At 49.2% G+C, this 23005-nt stretch carries 21 protein-coding genes; all 21 read left to right on the plus strand.

Annotated features, from left to right (window positions below; translation table 11 throughout):
- Positions 1–72: 72 nt before the first annotated feature.
- The 21 genes from spoVT to AC3ITG_RS00330 all read left to right on the plus strand — a co-directional run bounded on the left by spoVT (position 73) and on the right by AC3ITG_RS00330 (position 22701).
- Positions 73–615 (plus strand): stage V sporulation protein T, encoded by a 543-nt coding sequence (gene spoVT, locus AC3ITG_RS00230; protein ID WP_024633717.1) that lies wholly within the window; start codon positions 73–75, stop codon positions 613–615.
- Positions 616–805: 190 nt separating this feature from the next.
- Positions 806–2503: a putative polysaccharide biosynthesis protein gene (locus AC3ITG_RS00235; protein ID WP_489252480.1), complete on the plus strand. Its 1698-nt coding sequence runs from the start codon at positions 806–808 to the stop codon at positions 2501–2503.
- Between the two features lie 251 nt (positions 2504–2754).
- The gene (gene yabN / locus AC3ITG_RS00240; RefSeq protein ID WP_489252481.1) at positions 2755–4248 is read left to right on the plus strand and encodes a bifunctional methyltransferase/pyrophosphohydrolase YabN; all 1494 of its coding nucleotides are present in this window, start codon (positions 2755–2757) and stop codon (positions 4246–4248) included.
- A gap of 303 nt (positions 4249–4551) precedes the next feature.
- Positions 4552–4824 carry an HU family DNA-binding protein gene (locus AC3ITG_RS00245; RefSeq protein ID WP_017691362.1) on the plus strand — a complete coding sequence of 91 codons (273 nt, stop codon included), beginning with the start codon at positions 4552–4554 and terminating at the stop codon, positions 4822–4824.
- Positions 4824–5102 (plus strand): RNA-binding S4 domain-containing protein, encoded by a 279-nt coding sequence (locus tag AC3ITG_RS00250; protein WP_024633720.1) that lies wholly within the window; start codon positions 4824–4826, stop codon positions 5100–5102. The genes AC3ITG_RS00245 and AC3ITG_RS00250 overlap by 1 nt, the downstream gene beginning before the upstream one ends.
- A 179-nt stretch (positions 5103–5281) precedes the next feature.
- A complete protein-coding gene (gene yabP / locus AC3ITG_RS00255) occupies positions 5282–5566 on the plus strand; it encodes a sporulation protein YabP (protein ID WP_053778920.1) in 285 nt (94 codons plus the stop codon).
- Positions 5563–6132 carry a spore cortex biosynthesis protein YabQ gene (yabQ, locus tag AC3ITG_RS00260; RefSeq protein WP_024633722.1) on the plus strand — a complete coding sequence of 190 codons (570 nt, stop codon included), beginning with the start codon at positions 5563–5565 and terminating at the stop codon, positions 6130–6132. The genes yabP and yabQ overlap by 4 nt, the downstream gene beginning before the upstream one ends.
- A gap of 12 nt (positions 6133–6144) precedes the next feature.
- On the plus strand, positions 6145–6480 hold the full coding sequence (locus AC3ITG_RS00265) for an FtsB family cell division protein (protein WP_413373836.1): 336 nt from the start codon (positions 6145–6147) through the stop codon (positions 6478–6480).
- Positions 6481–6679: 199 nt separating this feature from the next.
- Positions 6680–7207, plus strand: coding sequence for a S1 domain-containing RNA-binding protein (locus AC3ITG_RS00270; RefSeq protein ID WP_024633724.1), 528 nt, complete (start codon positions 6680–6682; stop codon positions 7205–7207).
- A 501-nt stretch (positions 7208–7708) separates the two neighbouring features.
- On the plus strand, positions 7709–10216 hold the full coding sequence (gene spoIIE, locus AC3ITG_RS00275; RefSeq protein WP_413373835.1) for a stage II sporulation protein E: 2508 nt from the start codon (positions 7709–7711) through the stop codon (positions 10214–10216).
- 84 nt (positions 10217–10300) lie between these two features.
- Positions 10301–11053, plus strand: a complete 753-nt coding sequence (locus tag AC3ITG_RS00280; protein WP_489252482.1) for a hypothetical protein — start codon at positions 10301–10303, stop codon at positions 11051–11053.
- Positions 11037–11984, plus strand: a complete 948-nt coding sequence (locus tag AC3ITG_RS00285; RefSeq protein ID WP_024633727.1) for a serine/threonine protein kinase — start codon at positions 11037–11039, stop codon at positions 11982–11984. The genes AC3ITG_RS00280 and AC3ITG_RS00285 overlap by 17 nt, the downstream gene beginning before the upstream one ends.
- A 44-nt stretch (positions 11985–12028) precedes the next feature.
- Positions 12029–13468 carry a tRNA lysidine(34) synthetase TilS gene (gene tilS / locus AC3ITG_RS00290; protein ID WP_489252483.1) on the plus strand — a complete coding sequence of 480 codons (1440 nt, stop codon included), beginning with the start codon at positions 12029–12031 and terminating at the stop codon, positions 13466–13468.
- 53 nt (positions 13469–13521) lie between these two features.
- A complete protein-coding gene (hpt, locus tag AC3ITG_RS00295) occupies positions 13522–14061 on the plus strand; it encodes a hypoxanthine phosphoribosyltransferase (RefSeq protein ID WP_024633729.1) in 540 nt (179 codons plus the stop codon).
- Positions 14062–14162: 101 nt separating this feature from the next.
- On the plus strand, positions 14163–16208 hold the full coding sequence (gene ftsH / locus AC3ITG_RS00300; protein ID WP_489252484.1) for an ATP-dependent zinc metalloprotease FtsH: 2046 nt from the start codon (positions 14163–14165) through the stop codon (positions 16206–16208).
- Between the two features lie 297 nt (positions 16209–16505).
- Positions 16506–17444: a quinolinate synthase NadA gene (gene nadA, locus AC3ITG_RS00305; protein ID WP_489252485.1), complete on the plus strand. Its 939-nt coding sequence runs from the start codon at positions 16506–16508 to the stop codon at positions 17442–17444.
- A 36-nt stretch (positions 17445–17480) separates the two neighbouring features.
- Positions 17481–19100, plus strand: a complete 1620-nt coding sequence (gene nadB / locus AC3ITG_RS00310; protein WP_489252486.1) for an L-aspartate oxidase — start codon at positions 17481–17483, stop codon at positions 19098–19100.
- Positions 19097–19963 (plus strand): carboxylating nicotinate-nucleotide diphosphorylase, encoded by an 867-nt coding sequence (nadC, locus tag AC3ITG_RS00315; RefSeq protein WP_413373828.1) that lies wholly within the window; start codon positions 19097–19099, stop codon positions 19961–19963. The genes nadB and nadC overlap by 4 nt, the downstream gene beginning before the upstream one ends.
- A gap of 6 nt (positions 19964–19969) precedes the next feature.
- Complete coding sequence (locus AC3ITG_RS00320) at positions 19970–20740, plus strand: type III pantothenate kinase (RefSeq protein WP_413373826.1); 771 nt, start codon at positions 19970–19972, stop codon at positions 20738–20740.
- Between the two features lie 95 nt (positions 20741–20835).
- Positions 20836–21726, plus strand: a complete 891-nt coding sequence (gene hslO / locus AC3ITG_RS00325) for an Hsp33 family molecular chaperone HslO (RefSeq protein ID WP_413373825.1) — start codon at positions 20836–20838, stop codon at positions 21724–21726.
- 24 nt (positions 21727–21750) lie between these two features.
- On the plus strand, positions 21751–22701 hold the full coding sequence (locus AC3ITG_RS00330; RefSeq protein ID WP_413373823.1) for a peptidyl-prolyl cis-trans isomerase: 951 nt from the start codon (positions 21751–21753) through the stop codon (positions 22699–22701).
- Positions 22702–23005 lie beyond the last annotated feature (304 nt).

Genomic DNA, 23005 nt, shown 5'->3' on the forward strand with positions numbered 1-23005 from the left:
CTGGGACTTTCCTCTACCCATTAAGGAACAGTAGTTGAAAAATCTTCTCGAGAAAGTGGGGCAACATGTGAAATGAAAGCTACTGGTATTGTCCGCCGTATAGATGACCTCGGTCGAGTGGTCATTCCGAAAGAAATCCGCCGTACGTTACGTATCCGTGAAGGCGATCCACTTGAGATTTTTGTGGACCGCGATGGAGAGGTTATTCTTAAAAAATACTCGCCGATTGGCGAACTTGGTGATTTTGCCAAAGAATATGCAGAATCGCTGTATGAAAGTACAGGCCATGTAACGATGATCTCTGACCGTGATACGATTATTACGGTGGCAGGTGGCTCCAAGAAAGAGTATCTGGACAAGCAGGTAGGTCCACTGCTGGAGAGTTGTATGGAAAACCGGAAGACGATTTTGGAGACCAACAATGGTTCTTATGAGCTTAGCAAAGATCATGACGAGACGTTATCGTCTTTTGTTATTGCCCCGATCATTTCAGGTGGTGACCCCATCGGAACGGTTATTCTTTTCAACAAGGATGAATCGGTGAAGATGTCTCAGATGGAAATTAAAATGTCCGAGACGGCTGCCGGGTTCCTTGGCAAACAGATGGAGCAATAAATAGCAGATCAACTCCTGGTGCCCTGAGGGCATACAGGAGTTTTTGCATTTTAGGGAAGCTGTAGACAGCTTGGATGATGTCCTGAAGGGTAGGAAACCTTGAAGGGTTAGTCTGTGCGCCTTTGGACAGGTATAATAGCTAGGTATACTTTGAAGGAATAAATGCATGGACAATACGCAGGAGGGACATATGAAACAGTTGTCTACAGGCTCAAGATTGCTTCAGGGCGCATTTGTGCTTGGGCTTGCCGCCATTATATCCAAAATCATTGGTGCTTTTCAGAAGATTCCGCTACAGAATCTTGGGGGAGACGGTGTTTTTGGCATCTATAATACGGTGTACCCGTTCTATATGCTCATCATTACCGTTGCTGCTGCCGGGCTGCCTGTGGCTGTATCCAAATTCGTAGCCGAGCAGAATGCTCTGGGCCGACCGGAGGAGGGTAAACGGATTATACGCTTATCTTCGATGCTGCTCAGTGGGATTGGACTGGCGCTGGCCTTATTGATGTATATAGGTGCACCGCTTATTGGAGATCTGATTGGAAACGGAAGTGTCGTACCGTCCATTCGGACAGCTTCAATGGCATTGTTGTTTGTACCGGTGATGACAGGATTGCGCGGATATTTTCAGGGGTTGCAGCAAATGGTGCCTACGGCGGTATCCCAAGTGGTAGAGCAGACTGTTCGGGTCACGGTGATGATTGTTCTATTGTTGTGGCTCATGGGGCGTGACGCTTCATTGGAGACCATTGCAGCTGGAGCCATGATTGGCTCAGTGGCAGGTGGGTTTGCCGGGTTAGTTACGATGCTTGGGTATGTGTACCATCATCGACGGAAAAATGGGGAAAGGCTCGCTGTTATGAAAAGTACTGAGACAGCTGGGCAACTGGAGAAAACCAAAGAACACCGAAGCGGGGGGAGCCTTCTGTCTGAGGAGCGGCGATCCAACGGTGAGTGGATGCGGACGCTACTGATCTATGCCATTCCGGTTTGTCTCGGATCACTGGCTGTGCCATTGATGAATTTGGTGGATACCTTTACGGTACCCCGACTGCTAAGACGAGAAGGGTTGGATGAGCTTCAATCCATGGTGTCCTTCGGAATTTACAACCGGGGCTTGCCGCTGGTTCAGTTGGTGACGATGCTTGCCACGTCGCTGTCTGTGCTCTTTATTCCGGCGATGGCCGAAGCTCGACTGAAAGGCGGGCCGGAAGCCGTGAGGCAGCAAGCAGGACTCGCGCTACGCTGGTTCTGGTTGATCGGCCTGGCGGCATCCGCAGGTCTAGCGGTGCTGGCTGAGCCGATTAACCGCATGCTGTACGGCGATGCCGCAGGCACCGAAGCCCTGCGGTACATGGCGCTGACAGCTGCGGGCAGCACAGTCAGCATTATCGCGGCGGCGCTGCTGCAAGGCCTCGGCGCCGTGCGCGCGCCCGCGTTCAGCATGCTGGCTGCCGCAGGCATCAAGGCGCTGCTGAACGTCATGCTTGTGCCGGCGCTGGGCATCAGCGGCGCGGCCCTGGCAGGCGCAGTCGCCTACATGCTGGCGGCTGGCCTGAATGTGGCGCTGCTGGCGCGACTTGTCGCCCTGCGCCCGGCCCCCGGCGCCGTCTTGGCGAAGCCGGCGCTGGTGATCGCCGCCATGAGCCTGGCGGCGGTAGGCACAGCTTGGGCCGCCGAAGCAGTGCTCGGCGGCATCGGTATCGCGGCCGATCGCCGGCTGGCCGCGATGGGCGTGAGCCTGCTTGGCATAGCCGCAGGCTCGGCCGTGTTCTTGCTGGCCGCGGCCCGGACGGGGCTGTTGACCGCCGCAGAGCTGGCGGCCGTGCCCAAGCTGGGGCCGCTACTGGCCAAGCTGCTGCGCAGACTGCGTGTGCTGCGCTAACCCTCGCGTTGCGCTGCTACACTTAGCGCCACGCCGTCCATTCACCCCGGCTCTCGCATTCTAAAGCGGAGCAGCGGAGGTTGAATGAGTCACACCGTGTCATATGCAAATGCAATTATAGGATAACGTCTAATTCTGGTATAATACGTGTAATTATAGAGCCCTGTTCTGTACTATGTATGACCCATCCAAGATTGGTTGACCAAGGATGGGGAGTCGGAACGGGATAGTTCGGATGGAGGTTTATAAAGATGAGTGCAGCTTTGACAGTAGTCGGTCTTGGATCTGGAGATGCAGATCAGCTGACGGTAGGAATCATCAAAAAAATGAAACATGCAGCGACGCTGTATGTACGCACAATGGATCATCCCGTATTGAATGATCTCAAGCAGGAAGGGTTGGAGATGACATCCTTCGATGCCATCTATGAGGCGAAGGATTCTTTTCCGGAAGTGTACGACGAAATTGCAGATCGACTGATTGAGGCCGCACGCAAGGGCGAGCCGGGTACTGAGATCGTTTATGCCGTGCCAGGGCATCCCATGGTCGCTGAAGCGAGCGTACGCCTGTTGAAGGAGCGCTGCCCACAAATGGGCATTTCGCTGCGCGTTATGGGTGGGGAAAGCTTTCTGGATGAAGCGTTTATTCGTCTTGGATTCGATCCTATTGAAGGTTTTCAGCTTCTCGATGCCAGCAGTCTGAATTCGGAACTGGTGCAACCGCAGCTTCATACCTTGATTGGACAAGTATATGATGTGTTTACCGCTTCTGACGTAAAACTGTGCCTGATGGACGTTTACCCTGATGATTATCCGGTATTTGTCGGACATGCCTTGGGTGTACAGGGACAGGAGATCATACACAAGGTGCCGCTGCATGATCTGGACCGGATTGAAGGGTACGGTAATCTCTCATTGATATATGTGCCGAAAAATACGGATGTCGCGCTTCGTCGGCGCTCCTTCGCACGACTGCATGAAATCGTGAATATCCTTCGCAGTCCAGGCGGCTGTCCATGGGATCAGGAGCAGACCCACCAGTCGATTCGCAAAAACCTGATTGAGGAAACCTATGAAGTCATTGAAACGATTGACGAAGATGATCCTGATCACATGAAGGAAGAGCTGGGTGATCTCCTGTTGCAGATTTTGTTGCACTCCCAGATGGAAGAAGAGGTTGGCACGTTTAACGTGTACGACGTTATCGAAGGACTGAACGACAAGCTGATTTTCCGTCATCCGCACGTATTCGGCGAACAACAGGCAGAGAACGCGAATGAAGCGTTGCAAAACTGGGAACAGATGAAGGCAGAGGAGAAAAAGCGCAAGGGACAGGATCTGCAGCAGATTTCCGTGCTGGACGGTATTCCCCGTGACTTGCCTGCCTTGATGAAGGGCTATAAATTACAGAAAAAAGCGGCCAAAGTTGGCTTCGATTGGGATGACGTGAATGGTGTCTTTGCCAAGATTGAGGAAGAACTGGCAGAGCTAAAAGAAGCGGTGCAGCATAACCAGTCTGCGGAAGAACGGAAGCTGGAACTGGGCGATTTATTGTTTGCAGCTGCCAATGTAGCGAGATTTATTGATACAGACCCAGAGGAGGCGCTTGCCGCCACCAATCGGAAATTCATTCAGCGTTTCCAGTATATCGAGGAGCGTCTGCGTGAACAGGGAAGAACTCCGTCAGACAGTAATGTCGATGAAATGGAGCAATACTGGCAGGCAGCGAAGAAGACTGGATTGTAAAGGGTCCTGGCATTTTGGTCGCTGATCCGATATCATTAGTTGCATCATGCGTATCGTGTCGTCGAAGCATCTCGGGCGGGTTGCACGAGAAACCGTGTGATTAACGGAGAGGTGTTTCGGGTACTGGACTTAGACTGTTCTTGGGCAGGACCGACAAAAAGTGAAAAAAAGTCGAAGACCGAGGCAGGATTTCAGATGCCAAGCCAGAATACATGTGTAGTAACCTTGCGCGGAGCCAGCAGCAGCAGATCTGTTGTCACGGATTCGCAGATACTTTTTTTTCAATTTGGGAGGCTTTTAAAAATGAACAAAACAGATCTGATTAACAACATTTCCACCAAAAGCGGTTTGACTAAAAAAGACGTTGAGTCCGTATTGAACGGCTTTTTGGGAGAAATTACAGATGCACTTGCCAGCGGAGACAAAGTACAACTGATCGGCTTTGGCACTTTTGAGACCCGCAAACGTTCCGGTCGTACCGGACGTAACCCGCAAACAGGGAATGAAATCGTGATTCCTGAGTCCACCGTTCCTGCGTTCAAAGCAGGCAACAAACTTAAAGAAGCCGTAAAATAATGCGTCTTGATAAATTCCTGAAGGTCTCCCGGCTGATCAAACGCCGCACCGTAGCCAAGGACGTTTCCGAACAGGGACGTGTGCTGGTGAACGGACGTGAAGCGAAGCCAAGCGCCGCTGTCAAAGTGGGCGATGAGCTTACGGTTCAGTTCGGTCAAAAGCTGGTCACCGTGAAGGTGGAGCGTCTTGCCGAGAGTACCAAGAAGGATGAGGCGAGCAGCCTCTACACCTTGGTTAAGGAAGAGCCGATCGCCAAGGATAACGGTCTGAACTGGTAACAGGGATGCCTGATATACTTTTCTACACATTCATTGCAAAATGAAGAGAAACGCCTTTCCCATATAGGGAAGGGCGTTTTTGTGTTCAACCGTTATCCGGATATTTGCTTTCATCCAACCTTGGTTCTATTCTGCACTTCTGATCCATAAGCTAGGGTTAAGAAGGAGGGGTACATGCCATGGTTGAGCAAAGTAAGACGAAACAGCATCATCTGAGCATGCAGAATCGGAAACTGCTGGATCTGACGGGTGTCTCCAATGTGGAGAGCTTCGACAGTGAGGAATTTTTGCTGCAAACTGAACTTGGGCATCTGACCATCCGGGGGCACAATTTACATATCAAAAACCTGAGCCTGGAGGACGGTTTGTTATCCATCGAGGGCACTGTCAGTTCTCTTCAATATCTGGACCCCGGTTCTCAGTCCAAAAACGGTAAAGGCCTGTTCGGCAAGATGTTCCGATGAGTCCGGATACTCAATGGATCACATTGATGTGGATGCTGATGTCGGGAGCCGTGATGGGGATGGCCTACGACAGTTACCGGGTACTGTCCGGTCAGCTGCGGTTCCCGAGATGGAGCGTCCACACGCTAGATCTGTTGTATTGGGTCGCTTCCGCGCTGTTCGTCTTCCGGATGCTGTACGCCGGGAACCACGGACAGCTGCGGTTTTATGTCTTTTTGGGGCTGATTATAGGGGTTTGCTTCTATTTTTGGCTTTTAAGTGTTACAACCCAGCGTTTTGTGGTAATGTTAATTAAACTCGCAAGAACGCTGATTCATTGGTGTGGACATATCCTTAACATCCTGATCGTTATGCCCGCTAAAGGACTTTACAAGCTAGTGCGCGTATTATTTGGTTTCGTACTCGCCATACTGTTATTCCTGGGTAAGCTGGTGCTGCAATGTTTGGTACCTTTCGGTAAGTTGTTCCGCTGGATGTTTAGGCCAATCCTGAAACATTGGGTTACGCCACGCTTCCTGATCCGTGCGGGTTCAAGTATCGCAGCAATGTGGAAACGCTGGTTTTAAGGAGGTCCGATAATGGGTAAAACACCTATGAGCAAATCAAAAGCTCCAGCAGGCCAAGGAAAATCTGCAGGTGCCAAAAGGCGTCTCATGCTATGGATGACCTTTATGGTTGTGTTTATCATTTGGGCAGGATATACGTTCCTTGTGCAGACTGCGCAAATTTCGGACAAGAGTTCTCATCTGGCTGCCCAGCAATCTTCAAAGGAAGAGACGTTGAAGAAGCTGGATCAATTGAAGTACGAAGTCAGTCGGTTGAAGGATCCCGAATACATAGGACAGCTGGCTCGAAAAAAAGGATACTATCTGCCTGAGGAAACACCAATTCAGGTTGAAGAGTCAGGGAACTGATGTAATTTGGCTCATTATCGAGCAAGGATTGTTATCTATATGTCTGAAGCCGTTATACCGGAAAAAATAGGCTACCTTAGGGGGTAGTGCTTAGTTGACCTTGGTTTGCGGCATAAGGTATAATTAAATTAGCACAGCATTGATTTTGGCATTCAAAAAAATCGGGTTGTATATTTTTAAGGGAGGATCATTTTATTCTATGGCAATTGAAGTGGGCACCAAGTTAGAGGGCAAGGTGACAGGCATCACGCATTTTGGAGCATTTGTGGATCTGTCAGGAGGTGTCACGGGTCTCGTTCACATCTCGGAAATCGCCGACAATTATGTCAAAGATGTCAACGACCACCTGAAGCTTAATGACCTCGTTACCGTTAAGGTCATCAACGTTGACAAGGATGGCAAGATTGGGCTTTCCATTAAGCAAGCTGTTGACAAACCGGTTGAGCAACAAACACAGTCCAGACCCCCAAGAGCTCCTAGACCGGAACGCAGTGGAGGAGATCGCGAACGATTCAGCGGTGGAGGCCCAAGTGGTGGCCAAGGCCGTGGCGGCGGTGGTGGTGGTTTTAACCGTGACCGCGGAGGCCGTTCTTTCAAGCCCGCAGCAGGCAAACCTTCATTTGAGGATAAAATGTCACGCTTCCTGAAAGATAGCGAAGAACGGATCTCTTCGCTGAAGAAGAACACAGAAGGCAAACGTGGTGGCCGTGGAGCCAAACGCGTGTAATCTGGTTCAACCTGATTTAAAATATAAGAAAAACCGTTAGCCTTGGGGCTGGCGGTTTTTTGCGTTTGTTTTTAATTTTGGAGTTTAACCATTCAGATATAGACATTTAACCGGATTCATAGCCGTTTTTGTAAAGTGAAGCTCCATATCCCCAGTTTTTCTGCACAGGAAAAAAAGTACATAAGAACATTTGTCGTCTACCATTTTTTACCGACAGGTTTCCGTGGCATTCCACAGGTATCCTGCTCAAATCGTGGCGATGACGAAGCGCGTCCGGTTCAAAATCAGACAAGTGTCTTGTCGGCAAGGGTCGTGGCAAATGGATGAAACCACAATAAGGCCGGGGGTTCCGCACCACCGCGCCGCGTCTGTTTCTTTTGTCGTAAAGTTTTTGGACCCTACCCACCAATTGTGACAAACTACGTCTTCTATTCTATCTATAATCAGAACCATCGAGAACGAAACACGAAAATTAAATTAATCGAATGGGGTGCCTTGAGGATGATGGAAAAGTGGAATGTCATTCAATTTCCGGGAATGAAAGCTGGTAAAGGAGGTACAGAAGCTCGGGAGGAGCTGTCGGTACGTCTCAAACAGTGGATTAGCTCCCGCAAGGCCGTCCAGATCGTTGCTGCACGTAAATGGGTGCTGCTTCTCACCTTTATGGGATTTTTGCTGGGCAAGGCTATGATTCTGAATGAATTATCGCCCTTTGCGATTGCTTACTTTGCGGTTATTGCTTTCATGCGCAGGGATTACATTATTCCGGTAGGGGCTGCGTTGCTCGCAGGAAGTCTCTTCGCCCCGTTCCCAGTACCGCTGATTGTTGCTTCGGAGATCGCCATCTTCTATCTGTTGTTCAGAGGACTGGAATCTTATGACCGCGCTGAATTATCTTATGCGCCAACGATGGTGTTTACGACTACTTTTATGGTCAAGTTATTCGCTGTCGTCATTGGGCCATCGTTCAGTTGGTACGCCATGCTGATGCTCACGATGGACTCTATACTCAGCTTCGTGCTCACCCTGGTTTTCATACAGGCTATACCGATCTTCACGTATCGCAAAAAAAAATTCAACCTAAAGAACGAGGAGATCCTCTGTCTGATCATCTTACTGGCCTCCGTAATGACGGGGGCGGTGGGCTGGACGATCCAGTCCCTGTCTGTAGAGCATATGCTCTCCCGGTATCTCATTCTGATCTTTGCGCTGGTGGGCGGAGCCCCCCTCGGAGCCTCGGTTGGGGTCATTACTGGTCTCATTCTGAGTTTGGCCGATATGTCGGCGGTATATCAGATGAGTCTGCTTGCTTTTGCTGGCATGCTGGCGGGTATGCTCCGGGAAGGAAAACGTGCAGCGGTCGCGTTAGGTATGCTACTGGGTTCCTCTATTCTATCCATATATCTGGGTGGTCCGGGAGATGTCATGAATTCCTTATGGGAGACATGTGCAGCCATTGTTCTGTTTATGTTAACGCCAAAAAGCATGCTGACGGCGATATCCAAATATGTTCCTGGCACGCAGGATCATACGAAGTCGCAGCATGAATATGCGAAGAGAATACGGGATGTCACCGCAGAACGGGTTACCCGCTTCTCTCAGGTATTCCGTCAGTTGTCGCGCAGCTTCGATCAGATGTCCGGCGCGGGGGAGCCGGTACAGAACGAAGGCGGGATGGAGCATTTCATGAATGCTGTAGCCGAAGGCACATGTTCGGGTTGCTTTAAGAAGGATCAATGCTGGGATGCGAAGTTTATTCAAACCTATAAATACATGACGGACGTGATGAGTTCCATTGAAGCCAACCCGGAGATGTCAGGCAAGCAGATTCCGGTGGAATGGAATAGGGTATGTGCGAAACCGGAGGAGGTACTTGAAGTGATGCGCGCCCAGTATGGTCTGCATCAACATAACATGCAATGGAAACGTCAGATTATAGATAGTCGACAACTGGTTGCAGAGCAATTATCGGGTGTATCCCAGGTGATGGAGGACCTGGCGAAAGAAATTCAACGGGAAAGTGAGGAGATGGTACAGCAGGAGGAACAGATTCGGGATGCACTTGAATCGTTAGGTCTGTCCATACATTCTATTGAAATCATTAATCTGGAAGCGGGGAATGTGGAAATTGAGATTGTTCATGCCTATACACGCGGATTTGACGAGTGCCGGAAAATGATCGCTCCGCTGATCTCAGATGTACTGGACGAGCATATTGCCGTCTTGAATGAGACGATGCTCGACCCTCGCCAAGGGCTGGCGACAGTCACATTTGGCTCTGCCAAAACTTTTGAGATAACAACGGGTGTTGCTGCTGCCGCCAAAGGGGGAGATGTGATGTCCGGAGACAGCTTCAGCACGGTTGAACTGGGTAACGGTACCTTTGCGGTTGCACTTAGCGATGGCATGGGTAATGGGGAGCGGGCACGCATGGAGAGCAGTGCTGCGTTAAATATACTGGAGCAATTGTTACAGTCGGGCATGGATGAGAAGCTGGCGATCAAATCGGTGAATTCCGTTCTGTTGCTGCGTTCTCCTGAAGAAATGTATGCAACGGTGGATATGGCTCTGATCGATGAATATACGGCAGAGACCACGTTTATGAAAATCGGATCGACTCCAAGTTTTATTAAACGAGGGCAGGAGGTTATCCAGGTTTCGGCAAGCAATCTGCCGATTGGAATTATCAAAGATATTGAGGTAGATCTGGTAACCGTACAGCTTCAGCCAGGGGATGTTTTAATTATGATGACAGATGGTATCTATGATGCACCGGGGTATGCCGTCAATAAAGAACTATGGATGAAGCGGCTCATTCAGGAAATTGATAGTGATGATCCTCAGGAAGTAGCAGACTGCCTACTTGAAAGTGTTATTCGTTATCAGCAACATGAGATCTATGATGATATGACTGTAATTGTAGGCAAAATAGAACATTATCGCCCGGAGTGGGCCACATTGAGAGTACCCGGAATAAGCCGGATGGAACGTCCGCGTACCGTCAGTTAATGCATATTCCTCTGTTTGAAGTCTCTTCATTCTGGCAATGCTAGTCATAGAGTTGGAGAGTAACCCAAAACGGAGGGATATCGGATGAAACAAATCCTGTTGATCACCGACGGTTGTTCAAATGTAGGCACAAGTCCGGTGCTGGCTGCGGCGGAAGCGCGAGAAGAGGGAATTACCGTTAACGTGGTCGGTGTTATTGATTATGGAACCATTGGTGAGATGGGCAGTCGGGAGATCGAGGATATTGCCAAAGCCGGAGGTGGAATCAGTCAGATCGTAGGCACCAGACAGCTTGCCCATACGATGCAGATGATGACAAGAAAAACGGTGGTTCAGACCATTCAACAGGCGGTTAATAGAGAGTTAACACAAATTCTGGGAGAGCATGAGCCGAAAACGGTAACAGACCTTGAACCGGCAAAACGTGCGCAGGTCGTTGAAGTGATGGATGATATGGCCGAGACAACACCACTTCAGGTCGTGCTTCTCATTGACGTAAGTGCCAGTATGAAGCCGAAGCTTGCTGCTGTGGAGGAAGGGATTCGCGATTTAATGCTTAGCTTGCAGGCACGTATGGGTCAGAGCCATCTTTCCGTCTTTCATTTTCCTGGGCGACATAGCGGAGAAGAAGCTGTCATGGACATCGACTGGACAGTTGACCCGAGCCGTGTTCGTTCGCTGTTTGGACGTTTGCAAATGAAGGGAGCGACGCCGACAGGTCCTGCGATTCAAAGGGTGATTGATTTTTACCGTTATGGTACACTGGAGGAACAGCAGGAAATAGAAGGGAACTATCGCATTGAAAGAGAAGGGATGCTCGGTGACAACGTTGTCTGACGCCTCTTTCCCGCCAGGAACAGTCATCACAGGGAAATGGAATCGCAGCCGTTATACGATTCGGAAGCTGCTGGGCAAAGGAGCCAACGGCATCGTTTTTCTTGTCCAGCGGGGTGAGAATGGCAAACATTATGCGCTTAAAATGGGATTTGACCCTGTAGATCTGCAATCGGAAATTAATGTGCTCAAATCTTTTCAATTACAGCGTAATCATGAGGCCCTTCGGCAGAGTGGCATTCCTTCTTATCTGAAAGATGTGGATGATTACGCCATTCGTGGTCGCGATATTCCCTTTTATGTGATGCGTTACGTTCGTGGGGAGTCTCTGCACCACTTCATTCGGCGTCAGGGAACGGACTGGACACTTCTGGTTGGACTCAGACTATTGCAGAAGCTGGCTCAATTGCATCAGGCTGGATGGGTGTTTGGCGATCTCAAACCTCAAAATGTACTCGTATCGGATTATGGGCAGGTAGAACTTATCGACTATGGCGGAGTGACTTCTATCGGCCGGAGCGTCAAGCAGTTCACTGAATGGTATGATCGCGGATTCTGGAATGCGGGCAGCCGAACAGCAGATGGTACCTATGATGTGTTTGCTTTTGCGCTATTACTGATTCATGTACTTGAAGCTGATGCACTTAAAGCGCTAGCTGCAGAAGGATTACCTCAACTGCGAAGTGTGAACCAGCTCACAGCTCTCGTGGAGCGCAGCGAACGTCTTCGCCCCTTTCGAAACTGGACTATTCAGGCATTACGAGGTCAATTTCAGGATGCCGGACACGCGGCTAAGGTCTGGAAAGAGATGATGGCACGCCCTTCTCCTCTTCGTCGCCGTTCCAAAAGTACAACACCGCGTTGGCTCAAAAATGCATTTGCTGTATCCGTTATATTACTTATTGGGGTACTCATCTATGCACTGCGATTCTGACCTGTGAGAGTGCATATACATAACGTAAGGAATGAGGAACAGGTATGGAGGCTTTACGCTGGAACAAGCTGGTGAATAACGTACTGGATGCAGCGGAAGAGCATCAGTTATGGGTTCCCGGGGATCGGATTGTCGTCGCAGTATCGGGCGGACCGGACTCGGTAGCTTTTTTGCATATCATGCATGAGATCAGTACCAGGCATGTCCCGCTTGAATTGATTTGCGCCCATGTACATCATGGTTTTCGGATTGAATCAGATCACGAAGCCGAGATGATGAAGGAACTTGCGCACCGGCTTGGCATTGCATTTGAATGGGTAAAGGCCGATGTACCTTCTTATATGAAGCTTACCGGTCAAGGTTCTCAGGAAGCCGCGCGCAATAAGCGATATGAGTTTTTGCATGAAGTGGCTGCTAAATACGATGCGGCGAGCATTGCACTGGCCCATCATGCCGACGATCAGGCAGAGACGGTTATGCTCCATTTGCTGCGTGGGAGTGGTCTTTCCGGACTCGCGGGAATGAAGTTTAAACGGCGAGAAAAAAATGTGGAACTTATTCGTCCATGCCTTCGTATAAACAAGACAGACCTTGTAGAAGCTTGTAATACCCAGGGTTTTCTGTATTTTAATGATGAAAGCAATTCCCTGCGTAAATATCGGCGTAATGCCATTCGCTTGGATGTGCTCCCTTTTTTGGGGCAATATAATGGACAGTTGACGCCGTCTTTGAATCGACTTGCCGAAATTGTGGGCGATGAAGACGATTTCATGGAACAAGGTGCATATGACGCATACAGGTGTCTAGTGCAGGCGAACGGCGGAAGGCAAACCTTTGAGGTGCCTTCCTTTTTGAAGTTACATGTCGCTTTACAACGAAGGTTGATTAAACTAATATTGAATTATCTGCCTTTGGACAGTGATTTTGTCGACTTTACCCGTATTGAGACCATTCGCCGCAAGGTTATTCAGCCTGACGCGACGACCTGGAGCCTGGATATAGGACAGACACTCGCCTGCACCCGGGAGTATGATCTGATCTCTTTCGGCATACGGACTGACGTACAGGATCAATCTTACGAATATCGTCTTGCTCAATGGAGCGGAACTTATGAGCTTTCTCTCACGGAAATTGACCGGCATGTTCGGCTCGTTCCGATGAGTCCCGAGGACTATCATGTACCGGAATCGGCGGATCATGCCGCATTTGATGCGGATCAACTGCTTATGCCGCTGGTTGTGCGTTCAAGGTTACCTGGAGATACCATGAAAGTGATGGGATTAAACGGAAGCAAAAAGGTGAAAAATATTTTCATCGATGAGAAAATTCCCCCTTCTGTCCGTTCACGGGTTCCCGTGGTATGTGATGGAGCAGGCAATATCATCTGGTTACCGGGTGTTCGCCGGTCTAGTGTAGCTCCTGTCAGGGAGGATACTTCCGCAATCCTGTACATGACTGTAGGCGATTCAGCGATTCAGGGGTAGTGGTTATGGTTCAGGTAAGGCTTTCATATGTATAACTTAGGAGGTTCGCACAGTTGCAGAACGACATTCAGGAAGTATTGATCAGTGAAGAAGAAATTCAGAGTAAAATCAAGGAATTAGGCGCAACAATAAGTGCCGAATATGCAAATCGCAATCCTTTGGTCATTTGTGTGCTCAAGGGTGCGTTTATATTTATGGCTGATTTGGTTAAGAACATTACGGTACCTGTTGAGATGGATTTCATGGCAGTATCGAGTTATGGTGCTTCCACCAAATCATCTGGCGTGGTTAAAATCATTAAGGATCTGGATGAATCCGTTGAGGGACGCGAGGTTCTGATTGTAGAGGACATTATTGATAGTGGACTCACGCTCAGTTATCTGATCGAACTCTTGCAGAACCGCGGTGCTGAATCCGTCCGTGTGGTTACGCTATTTGACAAGCCTTCAGGTCGCAAAGTCGAACTTGAAGCTCATTACACCGGCTTTGACATTCCGGACGCATTCATCGTTGGCTACGGCCTGGATTATGCCGAGAAGTACCGGAACCTCCCTTACATCGGGATTCTGAAACCTGAAGTTTACAGCAACTAATGCTTAAGCTAGTTCCAAGCCCATATCTGTTGGTGGCTTCTGTTGAGAAGCTATGTCGGGCTATGTTAAAATAATTAAAGTGTCTCGAGAGGAGGTAGGGGATGAATCGGTTCATCCGGAATTCTGGTTTTTATTTGATTCTTTTTTTAGTTGTGGTGGGGATAGTCCAGTTCGTCAGCAATGGCGGCGAAGCCACCGATAATCCTAGATATGATCAGTTGCGCACGGCGATTAAGGCCAATAACGTCTCTGAATTGACGGTTCAATTCAACGGTCAGACGTACCTCGTGACCGGTCAATACAAGGAGAAGCCTGATGGAGCCAAATCAGAAAATTTCTCAACGTATATTCCTCCTACGGATGAGGCGATTAGTGAGCTTGTAGCTGCAAGCGACGCTAACAAATTCCAATATCATCAGGAACCAATGAAAGGTGACAGCATCTGGTTGACGTTGCTGACCTCCTTTATTCCTTTGATCATTATGTTCCTGCTGTTCTTCTTCCTGTTTAATCAGGCTCAAGGCGGCGGCGGTAAAGTAATGAACTTTGGTAAAAGCCGTGCTCGTCTCTATAACGAAGAGAAGAAGCGGGTTACGTTTGAAGATGTTGCGGGTGCTGACGAAGAGAAACAGGAGCTTGTTGAAGTCGTGGACTTCCTCAAGGACCCTCGTAAATTCGCAGCAGTAGGTGCACGGATTCCTAAAGGCGTATTGCTTGTAGGTCCTCCGGGTACAGGTAAAACCTTGCTCGCTCGTGCTGTTGCTGGTGAAGCGGGTGTACCATTCTTCAGTATTTCCGGCTCTGACTTCGTTGAAATGTTCGTCGGTGTCGGTGCATCTCGTGTTCGTGACTTGTTTGAAAATGCGAAGAAAAACGCCCCATGTATCATCTTTATCGATGAGATCGATGCTGTAGGACGTCAGCGTGGTGCTGGTCTTGGTGGTGGTCACGACGAACGTGAACAAACACTCAACCAGTTGCTCGTGGAAATGGACGGATTCGGAGCCAATGAAGGTATTATCATCGTTGCTGCAACGAACCGTGCTGATATTCTGGACCCTGCCTTGCTGCGTCCAGGACGTTTTGACCGTCAAATCACGGTTGATCGCCCTGACGTGAGAGGCCGTGAAGCTGTCCTGAAAGTACATTCCCGCAACAAACCGATGACCAAAGATGTGAAGTTGGATATTATTGCGAAGCGTACAACAGGCTTCTCCGGTGCGGATCTGGAAAATCTCTTGAACGAAGCGGCATTGCTTGCGGCACGTCGTAATCGCAGAGATATTTCCATGCGTGAGGTAGACGAAGCGATTGACCGTGTCATCGTAGGTACGGAGAAGAAAAGCCGTGTCATCAGTGATCGTGAGAAACGTATCATTGCTTACCACGAAGCAGGTCACACCATTGTAGGTTACTTCCTGGAACATGCCGATATGGTACATAAAGTTACCATTATTCCGCGTGGACGCGCGGGTGGATATGTAATCATGTTGCCAAAAGAAGATCGTATGCTTGTAACCAAGCAGGAGCTGTTGGACAAAGTAACGGGACTCCTCGGGGGCCGTGTTGCAGAAGAATTGTTCATTGGTGAAATTGGTACTGGCGCATACAGTGACTTCCAACAAGCGACAGGTATTGTTCGCAGTATGGTTATGGAGTACGGTATGAGTGAGAAATTGGGTCCTATGCAATTCGGAAGTTCACAAGGACAGGTATTCCTTGGCCGTGATATCGGTCATGAACAGAATTACTCGGATTCCATCGCATATGAGATTGATCAGGAAATGCAACGCTTCATTAACGATTGTTACGAGAAATGTAAGGACTTGCTCGTAAAACATTCGAAAGAGATGCATCTGATCGCACAAACATTGCTCGAAGTGGAGACATTGGAAATGGATCAGATCAAGGAATTGATCGAGACAGGTTCCCTGACTCCAAAAGATGAGAACAGCAATGATGGTGAAGGTACGCCAAACGAAAGCGGAGAGGCGATCATCGACAACATCGGTGATGTCCGTGTCCGTATCCAAGGCAAAGATGAAACGCCTGAACCACCAGCCGGAGATATTCCTAACGAAGCTCCGAATCTGGACAAAGGAAACAGCAATGACCCGGATGATGGTGGAACGAAGCCAACGTCTTAATTCATAACACCATCAGTCTTTAGTGGCAGATGACAAAGAGAGCCTTCGGGCTCTCTTTTTTTTATGTATTCGTTCAAATTGTATAGATAACGATAACCGGGAGCTTTAGGGCGAACTACGTAGGAAATGGGTGGTTATGCCCTTGTTCTGGGGCGTTTTCATTTATTGACAGAGTCGTGAACGTTGTGTACATTAGGTGTTAAACCGCTTGTGATTCGTTTCTCAAGCGAAAATAACGACTTGGATTTGCCATATGAAACAGCGTATGAGGCTGTCCCGATAAGGAGAGGATCACAGGTGGAAGCTCTGGCTTTAGAGCGCAAGGCTGAGATGAACCGGGAGCTGCGCGAGCGGCTGATGGAGTTGAGGAAGGAACGTAATGCCATTATTCTTGCCCATTATTATCAACGTGACGAGGTGCAGGAGGTCGCTGACTTCCGGGGAGATTCGTTTCTGCTAGCTCAGAAGGCAGCACAAACCGATGCGGATGTTATCGTTTTCTGTGGGGTTCATTTTATGGGTGAAAGCGCTAAAATTCTTGCCCCTAACAAAACGGTTATCATCCCCGACGAGCGTGCAGGCTGCCCAATGGCAGACATGGTGAACGTTGAAGGCTTACGTAAATTGAAAGCACAGCACCCGAATGCCAAAGTTGTAACGTACATCAATTCTTCAGCTGAGATCAAGGCAGAGACCGACATCTGTTGTACATCGGCCAATGCTGTCAGAGTCATTCAATCTGTTGATTCCGATGAAATCATCTGGGTACCGGATAAAAATCTGGGACATTATGTGCAACAACATACAGACAAGAAAATGATTATCTGGGAAGGTTACTGCAATACCCATGATATGCTGACGGTCAAAGACGTGGTTGAGATGAGAGCGAAGCATCCAAATGCCGAGTTCGTTGTTCACCCAGAATGTCGTCCTGAGGTTGTAGAGATGGGTGATTTCGTAGGTAGCACAACCGCCATTCTGGAATATTGTAAGAACTCGTCCGCTAAAGAATTTATCGTAGGTACCGAGGATGGTACAGGATACCAACTGCGTCTCGATAGCCCGGATAAACAATTCCACTTTGCTACCAAGTTCCTCGTATGTCCGAACATGAAGGTCAACAACTTGAAAAAGCTGGTTAAATGTCTGGAAACGATGAAGCCGCAAATTTATGTACCGCCAGCGGTTGCCGACAAGGCCAGAGAATCACTAGAGCGCATGTTACTGGTGAAGTAGCATGCGCTACTCTTGCTCCAAGACAGGTGAAATAACATGATACCGCAATATTTAGTGGATTTTGATCTGTCCGCGCTGCCGATGGTGGAGACGGATGTGCTGGTTATTGGTTCGGGCATTGCTGGTTTGTTTACTGCGATCAAGGCTAGTGAACAATGCAGTGTGTTGATGATCACGAAGAAGTCGTTACTGGAAAGTAACACCCGGTATGCGCAGGGGGGGATTGCTGCGGTTATTGCTGAGGATGATTCACCTGCCTACCATTTGCAGGATACACTTGTTGCAGGAGCGGGACTATGCCGCTCCGAAGCAGTAGAAGCATTGGTGAACGAGGGCCCGGACGGAGTGAAAGAACTGATTCGACTGGGTACTTTGTTTGATCTGGAGAACGGCGAGTTGGCGTTGACGCAGGAAGGTGCGCACAGCCACCGCCGTATTTTGCATGCCAATGGGGATGCAACGGGATATGAGATTGTGCGTGCACTAGCTGCACAGACGAATGAACATCCGGGAATTGAAGTGTGGGATGAGCATTTTGTCATTGACCTGATTACAGAGCAGAGAGAATGTGTAGGTGCGTTGGTTCAGAAGGCTGATGGTTCGCAAGTATTTGTGAAGGCAGAGGCAACCGTACTGTGCTCTGGCGGGGCTGGACAGTTGTATCGATACACCACTAACCCGGAAGTGGCTACAGCAGATGGCGTGGCGATGGCCTATCGTGCCGGAGCGGTTGTCCGGGACATGGAGTTTATCCAATTTCACCCGACCTCCCTTTGTTATCCGGGAGCACCACGTTTCCTGGTGTCTGAGGCTGTACGTGGCGAAGGAGCCTATTTACGCAATGTGAAAGGCGAGCGCTTCATGGAACGGTATCATGCACAGCTTGAACTGGCACCACGTGATATCGTCGCCCGGGCAATTGTCAGTGAGATGGAGTCGACAAACAGTACCTTTGTATATTTGGATATCACTCATGAACCACCGGAGATGATTAAACATCGGTTTCCTACCATCTTTGAGACCTGTATGCGATACGGACTGGATATGACCACAGACTGGATTCCGGTCGCTCCTGCTGCACATTACATGATGGGCGGAGTGAAGACGGATCTCAGTGGGGAGAGCAGCATTGGCCGGTTATTTGCCTGCGGTGAGGTATCTTCTACTGGAGTGCATGGAGCCAATCGCCTGGCGAGCAACTCTCTGTCTGAAGCGATCGTATTTGGCCGGAGAATCGTGGAGCGTATTCAATCCCTTCCTCCGCTTGCTCCACTACAGACAAGGGTTCCCACATTAACAAGTATTCGCAGGATCATAAAGAAAGATCAGAAACCAGTGTCCGAAAGACGCTTGCGTCTGCAAAAAATGATGGTTCGTCAAGTGGGGCTGCGCCGGAATGGCGCTAACCTGCAAGGAGCAATAGAGAAACTGCAACAAGAACTGCAATTTTTTGATCAGAAGTTTATTCACAAAGAAGAGATGGAATATGCCAACCTTTTGACCTGTGCCTGGTTGGTTACCACTGGAGCATTACACCGCGAGGAAAGTCGGGGAGCCCACTACCGTGAGGATTTCCCGCAGCGTGACGATGCCGTATGGCAGAAGCATAGTCTGCAGCGGCGAGAACAAGCGATTGTGGAGGAATTGATGTCATGATACTGAACGGATATAATGAAGGACTCATCGAATCAATCAAAAACTGGCTTCGCGAGGATGTCGGTGCAGGGGATGTCACAACAAATGTGACGATTCCCGCCGGCAGTCAGTCCAAGGCCGTTATACATGCCAAAGACAATGGAATCATTGCAGGAATTACGGTAGCAGAACTCGTGTTTCAGGTAGTGGATCCGGGTCTTGCGTTCACACCAATGGTAAAAGACGGTGATGTAGTTACACATGGTACGATTCTGGCTGAGGTAGAAGGAAGCACACATAGCTTGCTGACAGGAGAGCGTCTGGCTCTTAACCTGCTTCAGCGCATGTCTGGTATCGCTACCCGTACACGTACTTATGTTGATGCGTTGGATGGCCTTTCTACACGACTGGTCGATACTCGTAAAACAACACCGGGACACCGCTTGCTTGAAAAATATGCAGTGCGGGTTGGTGGCGGAGCAAATCATCGGTTCGGCCTCTATGATGCCGTCATGATTAAGGATAACCATATCAAGGGGGCAGGCGGGATCACTGAAGCGGTACAGCGTGCTCGAGCCGTCATTCCGCATACAATGACCATTGAAGTAGAGACCGAAAACATGGAACAGGTCAGAGAAGCCTTGCAGGCTGGGTCAGATATCATTATGCTGGATAACATGCACCCAGATCGGATGCGTGAGGCCGTCGCTCTTATTCGTGAGCAGGCTCCGCATGTGAAAGTTGAGGCATCGGGCAACGTCTCGCTAAATACCATTCGTGGTATTGCAGAGAGCGGAGTGGATGTAATTTCAGTTGGCAGGTTAACCTACTCTTTTGAGAGCTTGGATATCAGCCTGGATTTAAACGAAAAGAAAGAGGGGTGAACCTCTTTGATTCTTGTGGTAGACGTGGGCAACAGCAATATCGTACTCGGCGTGTATCAAGGCCGGGAGTTGCTCCACCATTTTCGCCTGAGTACATCCCGGCAGTCGACAGTGGATGAATACGGCGTATTGATTTATAATTTATTTCATATGTCGGGTATTTCAACACGCGACATTGAAGGTGTGATCATCTCATCCGTGGTTCCGCCGCTGGTGAATGTGATTGAAGCCATGTGTGAGAAATACGTAGGCAAAAAACCGCTACTCGTTGGGCCTGGTATCCGAACCGGTCTGAACCTGCGGTATGAGAATCCTCGTGAAGTTGGCGCGGATCGCATTGTTAATGCAGTAGCAGCCGTTGAGAAGTATGGCGGCCCTCTGGTTGTGGTCGATTTCGGTACAGCGACCACATTCGACTGTATTGACGAGAAAGGAAATTATCTGGGCGGTGCTATTGTACCCGGCATCCATATTGCAACCGAAGCGCTCTATGAACGGGCGTCCAAGCTACCTCGCATTGAATTGGAGAAGCCCAAGAAAGTCATTGGTCGTAACACCATTCATGCGATGCAGTCCGGCATTATTTATGGTTATGCAGGGCAGGTGGACGGCATCGTGGAGCGTATTCGCGAGGAAATGGGAGCCAAGCCTAGAGTGATTGCAACCGGAGGCCTTGCCAAGCTGATTGCAGAAGAAACACGCAGCATCGATGAAGTGGATCCGCTGCTTACGCTTGAAGGGCTGCGTATCGTTTATGAGCGGAACCGGGAAAGGTAAGAACAGAGACGGCAAACAGCGGGCTGAGATTACAGTCTTATATGTTATGCCGTTTTTTCTATAACTGGCGATTACGCCAAAGGAGGCTGAATGACTTGGAAAACAACAACAAACAAGACCGGTTAATTCGCGGTACAGCAATGAACGGACGGGTTAGGGCCTTTGCTGTCCAGACGACGGAACTGGTTGAGGAACTGCGCAGAAGACATGATACGTTTCCCACGGCTACAGCAGCTATGGGGCGTACGGTTACAGCAGCATCCATTATGGGTGCTATGCTTAAGGGAGAAGAAAAGCTGACTATTCAAGTCAAAGGCGACGGTCCCATTGGACAAGTTGTTGCTGATGCTAATGCAAAGGGTGAAGTTCGTGGCTATGTAAGCAATCCGCATGTACATCTGCCGGCCAACAGTATGGGCAAACTGGACGTTGCTGGCGCAGTCGGAACAGAAGGATTCGTGAACGTAACCAAGGATCTGGGGCTGAAAGAGCCTTATCGCGGCAGTGTACCGATTATTTCGGGAGAACTTGGCGAAGACTTTACGTACTATTTTGCCAAATCGGAGCAGACGCCTTCTGCTGTAGGAGTTGGTGTACTGGTGGATACCGACAATTCGGTTATTGTAGCCGGTGGATTCATTGTACAGTTGCTTCCAGGTTTGACGGATGATGAGATTACGGTGATTGAAAACGCCATTGGTACAATGCCGCCAGTGACGTCTCTGCTGGCTGAGGGGCTTGAACTGGAAGCACTGCTTCGTCGCGTACTGCCTGATGTACAGGTCATGGACGAAATGGATATTCATTTCCACTGTGAGTGTTCACGTGAGCGGGTAGAGAAAACGTTGATCAGTCTGGGTCAATCCGAAATGGAACAATTGATTGAGGAAGAAGGCCAGGCTGAAGTGGTCTGCCAATTTTGCAATGAGGCTTACGATTTCAACAAGGAACAACTTGAGACCATCCTAGAGCAAGCCAAGAACTGATTTTATGCGGGGACGGGACGCGGAATGACAAGACAGGAAAAAGGGTTATGGACGGCTGTAATTGTCTTGACGCTTGGAATGCTGGTGATGGGCTCGGTTATGGTTGTGCAAGGCTTACGGAATGGACGTGAAGGAGCAGATTCGCCTCAGGATGCCAATCAGGAAGAGGGAAGTGCGGTAGCAACGATCAATGGGGAGGTCATCACCAACAAGGAATGGACCGATGCGTTGAAACGGCGCTATGGCAGTGAACTGCTGCTCCAGATGCTCAATCGAAAAGCCGTATATGCGGAAGCGCTCGATCGTAATCTGACGGTGACTCCCAAAGAAATTGCGAAGGAACTTGCCGCGGCCATGGATGGATATGATTCGGAGAAGGCGTATTTTGACGAGATGCAGTCCCAACTGGGTTTATCCAGGCAAGACCTCGAGTTGGAGGCAGGATACCGACTTTTACTTGAGAAAATCGCGACGAGCGGTATACAGATCAAGGATGCAGATATCGAGCATTACTGGAACGAACACCATGAAGACTATGTTTCCCCAGAGAAATATGATCTGTCTATCATTGTATTGAAGGAAGAGGAACGGGCCGAAACAATTCTGGATGCGCTCGACAAGGGAGCAGACTTTGAAGAAACCGCACGTAATGAATCGACGGACAGTTACTCCCGTGATTCGGGCGGTCGTCTGGGATGGATCGAGCAAAACGATCCGTTTCAGTCCGAAGAAATCCTCAAACTTGCAGCTCAACTGGACGTTGGCGATATTGCAGGGCCGGTGAAGGTGGAAGAAGGCTACGCCATCATTAAAATGAACGACAAACAAGAGCCTCAGGTGCAACCCGCAGAAGAGGTCCGCGAAGAGATTTGGATGCAGCTGGCTCTCAGCCAGGCTGATCCCCTGCCCCAGGTGGAGGAAAGGCTTCGCAACAAGTATGAAGCTGTCATCATCACTGAAATTCCGGCATCCTGATTATCCTGCAAACGAATGTCCTGCTGCATCTTGATAAAAATACTCTGTCTACAGCCTTAGGGCCCAGGGCGGAGTATTTTTTGAGTACTCATATTGACAATAGGGTGTAACGTTGATAAGATAAAAATAATCAAAAACCTACTCATTTACTCGGAATAAAACCATTTATATGAACAAAGAAATCTTCGGAAACCCAGGTTCTGTCCGGTTTATTGCAGACGGAATGAACTCAGACGGATTTCCGTAGTTCTTCTATAACATCTAGAGGCTGCTCGGCCACACATGTATATGGCAACAGGACTTA

The organism is Paenibacillus sp. GL_099_B (genome assembly GCF_057835695.1).

What these genes read in the sequence shown, in the direction of transcription:
- nadC (WP_413373828.1), top strand. Translation starts at nt 19,097, where the DNA reads ATGATACTGAACGGATATAATGAAGGACTCATCGAATCAATCAAAAAC.
- yabN (WP_489252481.1), top strand. Translation starts at nt 2,755, where the DNA reads ATGAGTGCAGCTTTGACAGTAGTCGGTCTTGGATCTGGAGATGCAGAT.
- AC3ITG_RS00250 (WP_024633720.1), top strand. Translation starts at nt 4,824, where the DNA reads ATGCGTCTTGATAAATTCCTGAAGGTCTCCCGGCTGATCAAACGCCGC.
- AC3ITG_RS00270 (WP_024633724.1), top strand. Translation starts at nt 6,680, where the DNA reads ATGGCAATTGAAGTGGGCACCAAGTTAGAGGGCAAGGTGACAGGCATC.
- yabQ (WP_024633722.1), top strand. Translation starts at nt 5,563, where the DNA reads ATGAGTCCGGATACTCAATGGATCACATTGATGTGGATGCTGATGTCG.
- ftsH (WP_489252484.1), top strand. Translation starts at nt 14,163, where the DNA reads ATGAATCGGTTCATCCGGAATTCTGGTTTTTATTTGATTCTTTTTTTA.
- AC3ITG_RS00265 (WP_413373836.1), top strand. Translation starts at nt 6,145, where the DNA reads ATGGGTAAAACACCTATGAGCAAATCAAAAGCTCCAGCAGGCCAAGGA.
- AC3ITG_RS00245 (WP_017691362.1), top strand. Translation starts at nt 4,552, where the DNA reads ATGAACAAAACAGATCTGATTAACAACATTTCCACCAAAAGCGGTTTG.
- spoIIE (WP_413373835.1), top strand. Translation starts at nt 7,709, where the DNA reads ATGATGGAAAAGTGGAATGTCATTCAATTTCCGGGAATGAAAGCTGGT.
- AC3ITG_RS00280 (WP_489252482.1), top strand. Translation starts at nt 10,301, where the DNA reads ATGAAACAAATCCTGTTGATCACCGACGGTTGTTCAAATGTAGGCACA.
- yabP (WP_053778920.1), top strand. Translation starts at nt 5,282, where the DNA reads ATGGTTGAGCAAAGTAAGACGAAACAGCATCATCTGAGCATGCAGAAT.
- tilS (WP_489252483.1), top strand. Translation starts at nt 12,029, where the DNA reads ATGGAGGCTTTACGCTGGAACAAGCTGGTGAATAACGTACTGGATGCA.
- nadB (WP_489252486.1), top strand. Translation starts at nt 17,481, where the DNA reads ATGATACCGCAATATTTAGTGGATTTTGATCTGTCCGCGCTGCCGATG.
- AC3ITG_RS00235 (WP_489252480.1), top strand. Translation starts at nt 806, where the DNA reads ATGAAACAGTTGTCTACAGGCTCAAGATTGCTTCAGGGCGCATTTGTG.
- spoVT (WP_024633717.1), top strand. Translation starts at nt 73, where the DNA reads ATGAAAGCTACTGGTATTGTCCGCCGTATAGATGACCTCGGTCGAGTG.
- AC3ITG_RS00330 (WP_413373823.1), top strand. Translation starts at nt 21,751, where the DNA reads ATGACAAGACAGGAAAAAGGGTTATGGACGGCTGTAATTGTCTTGACG.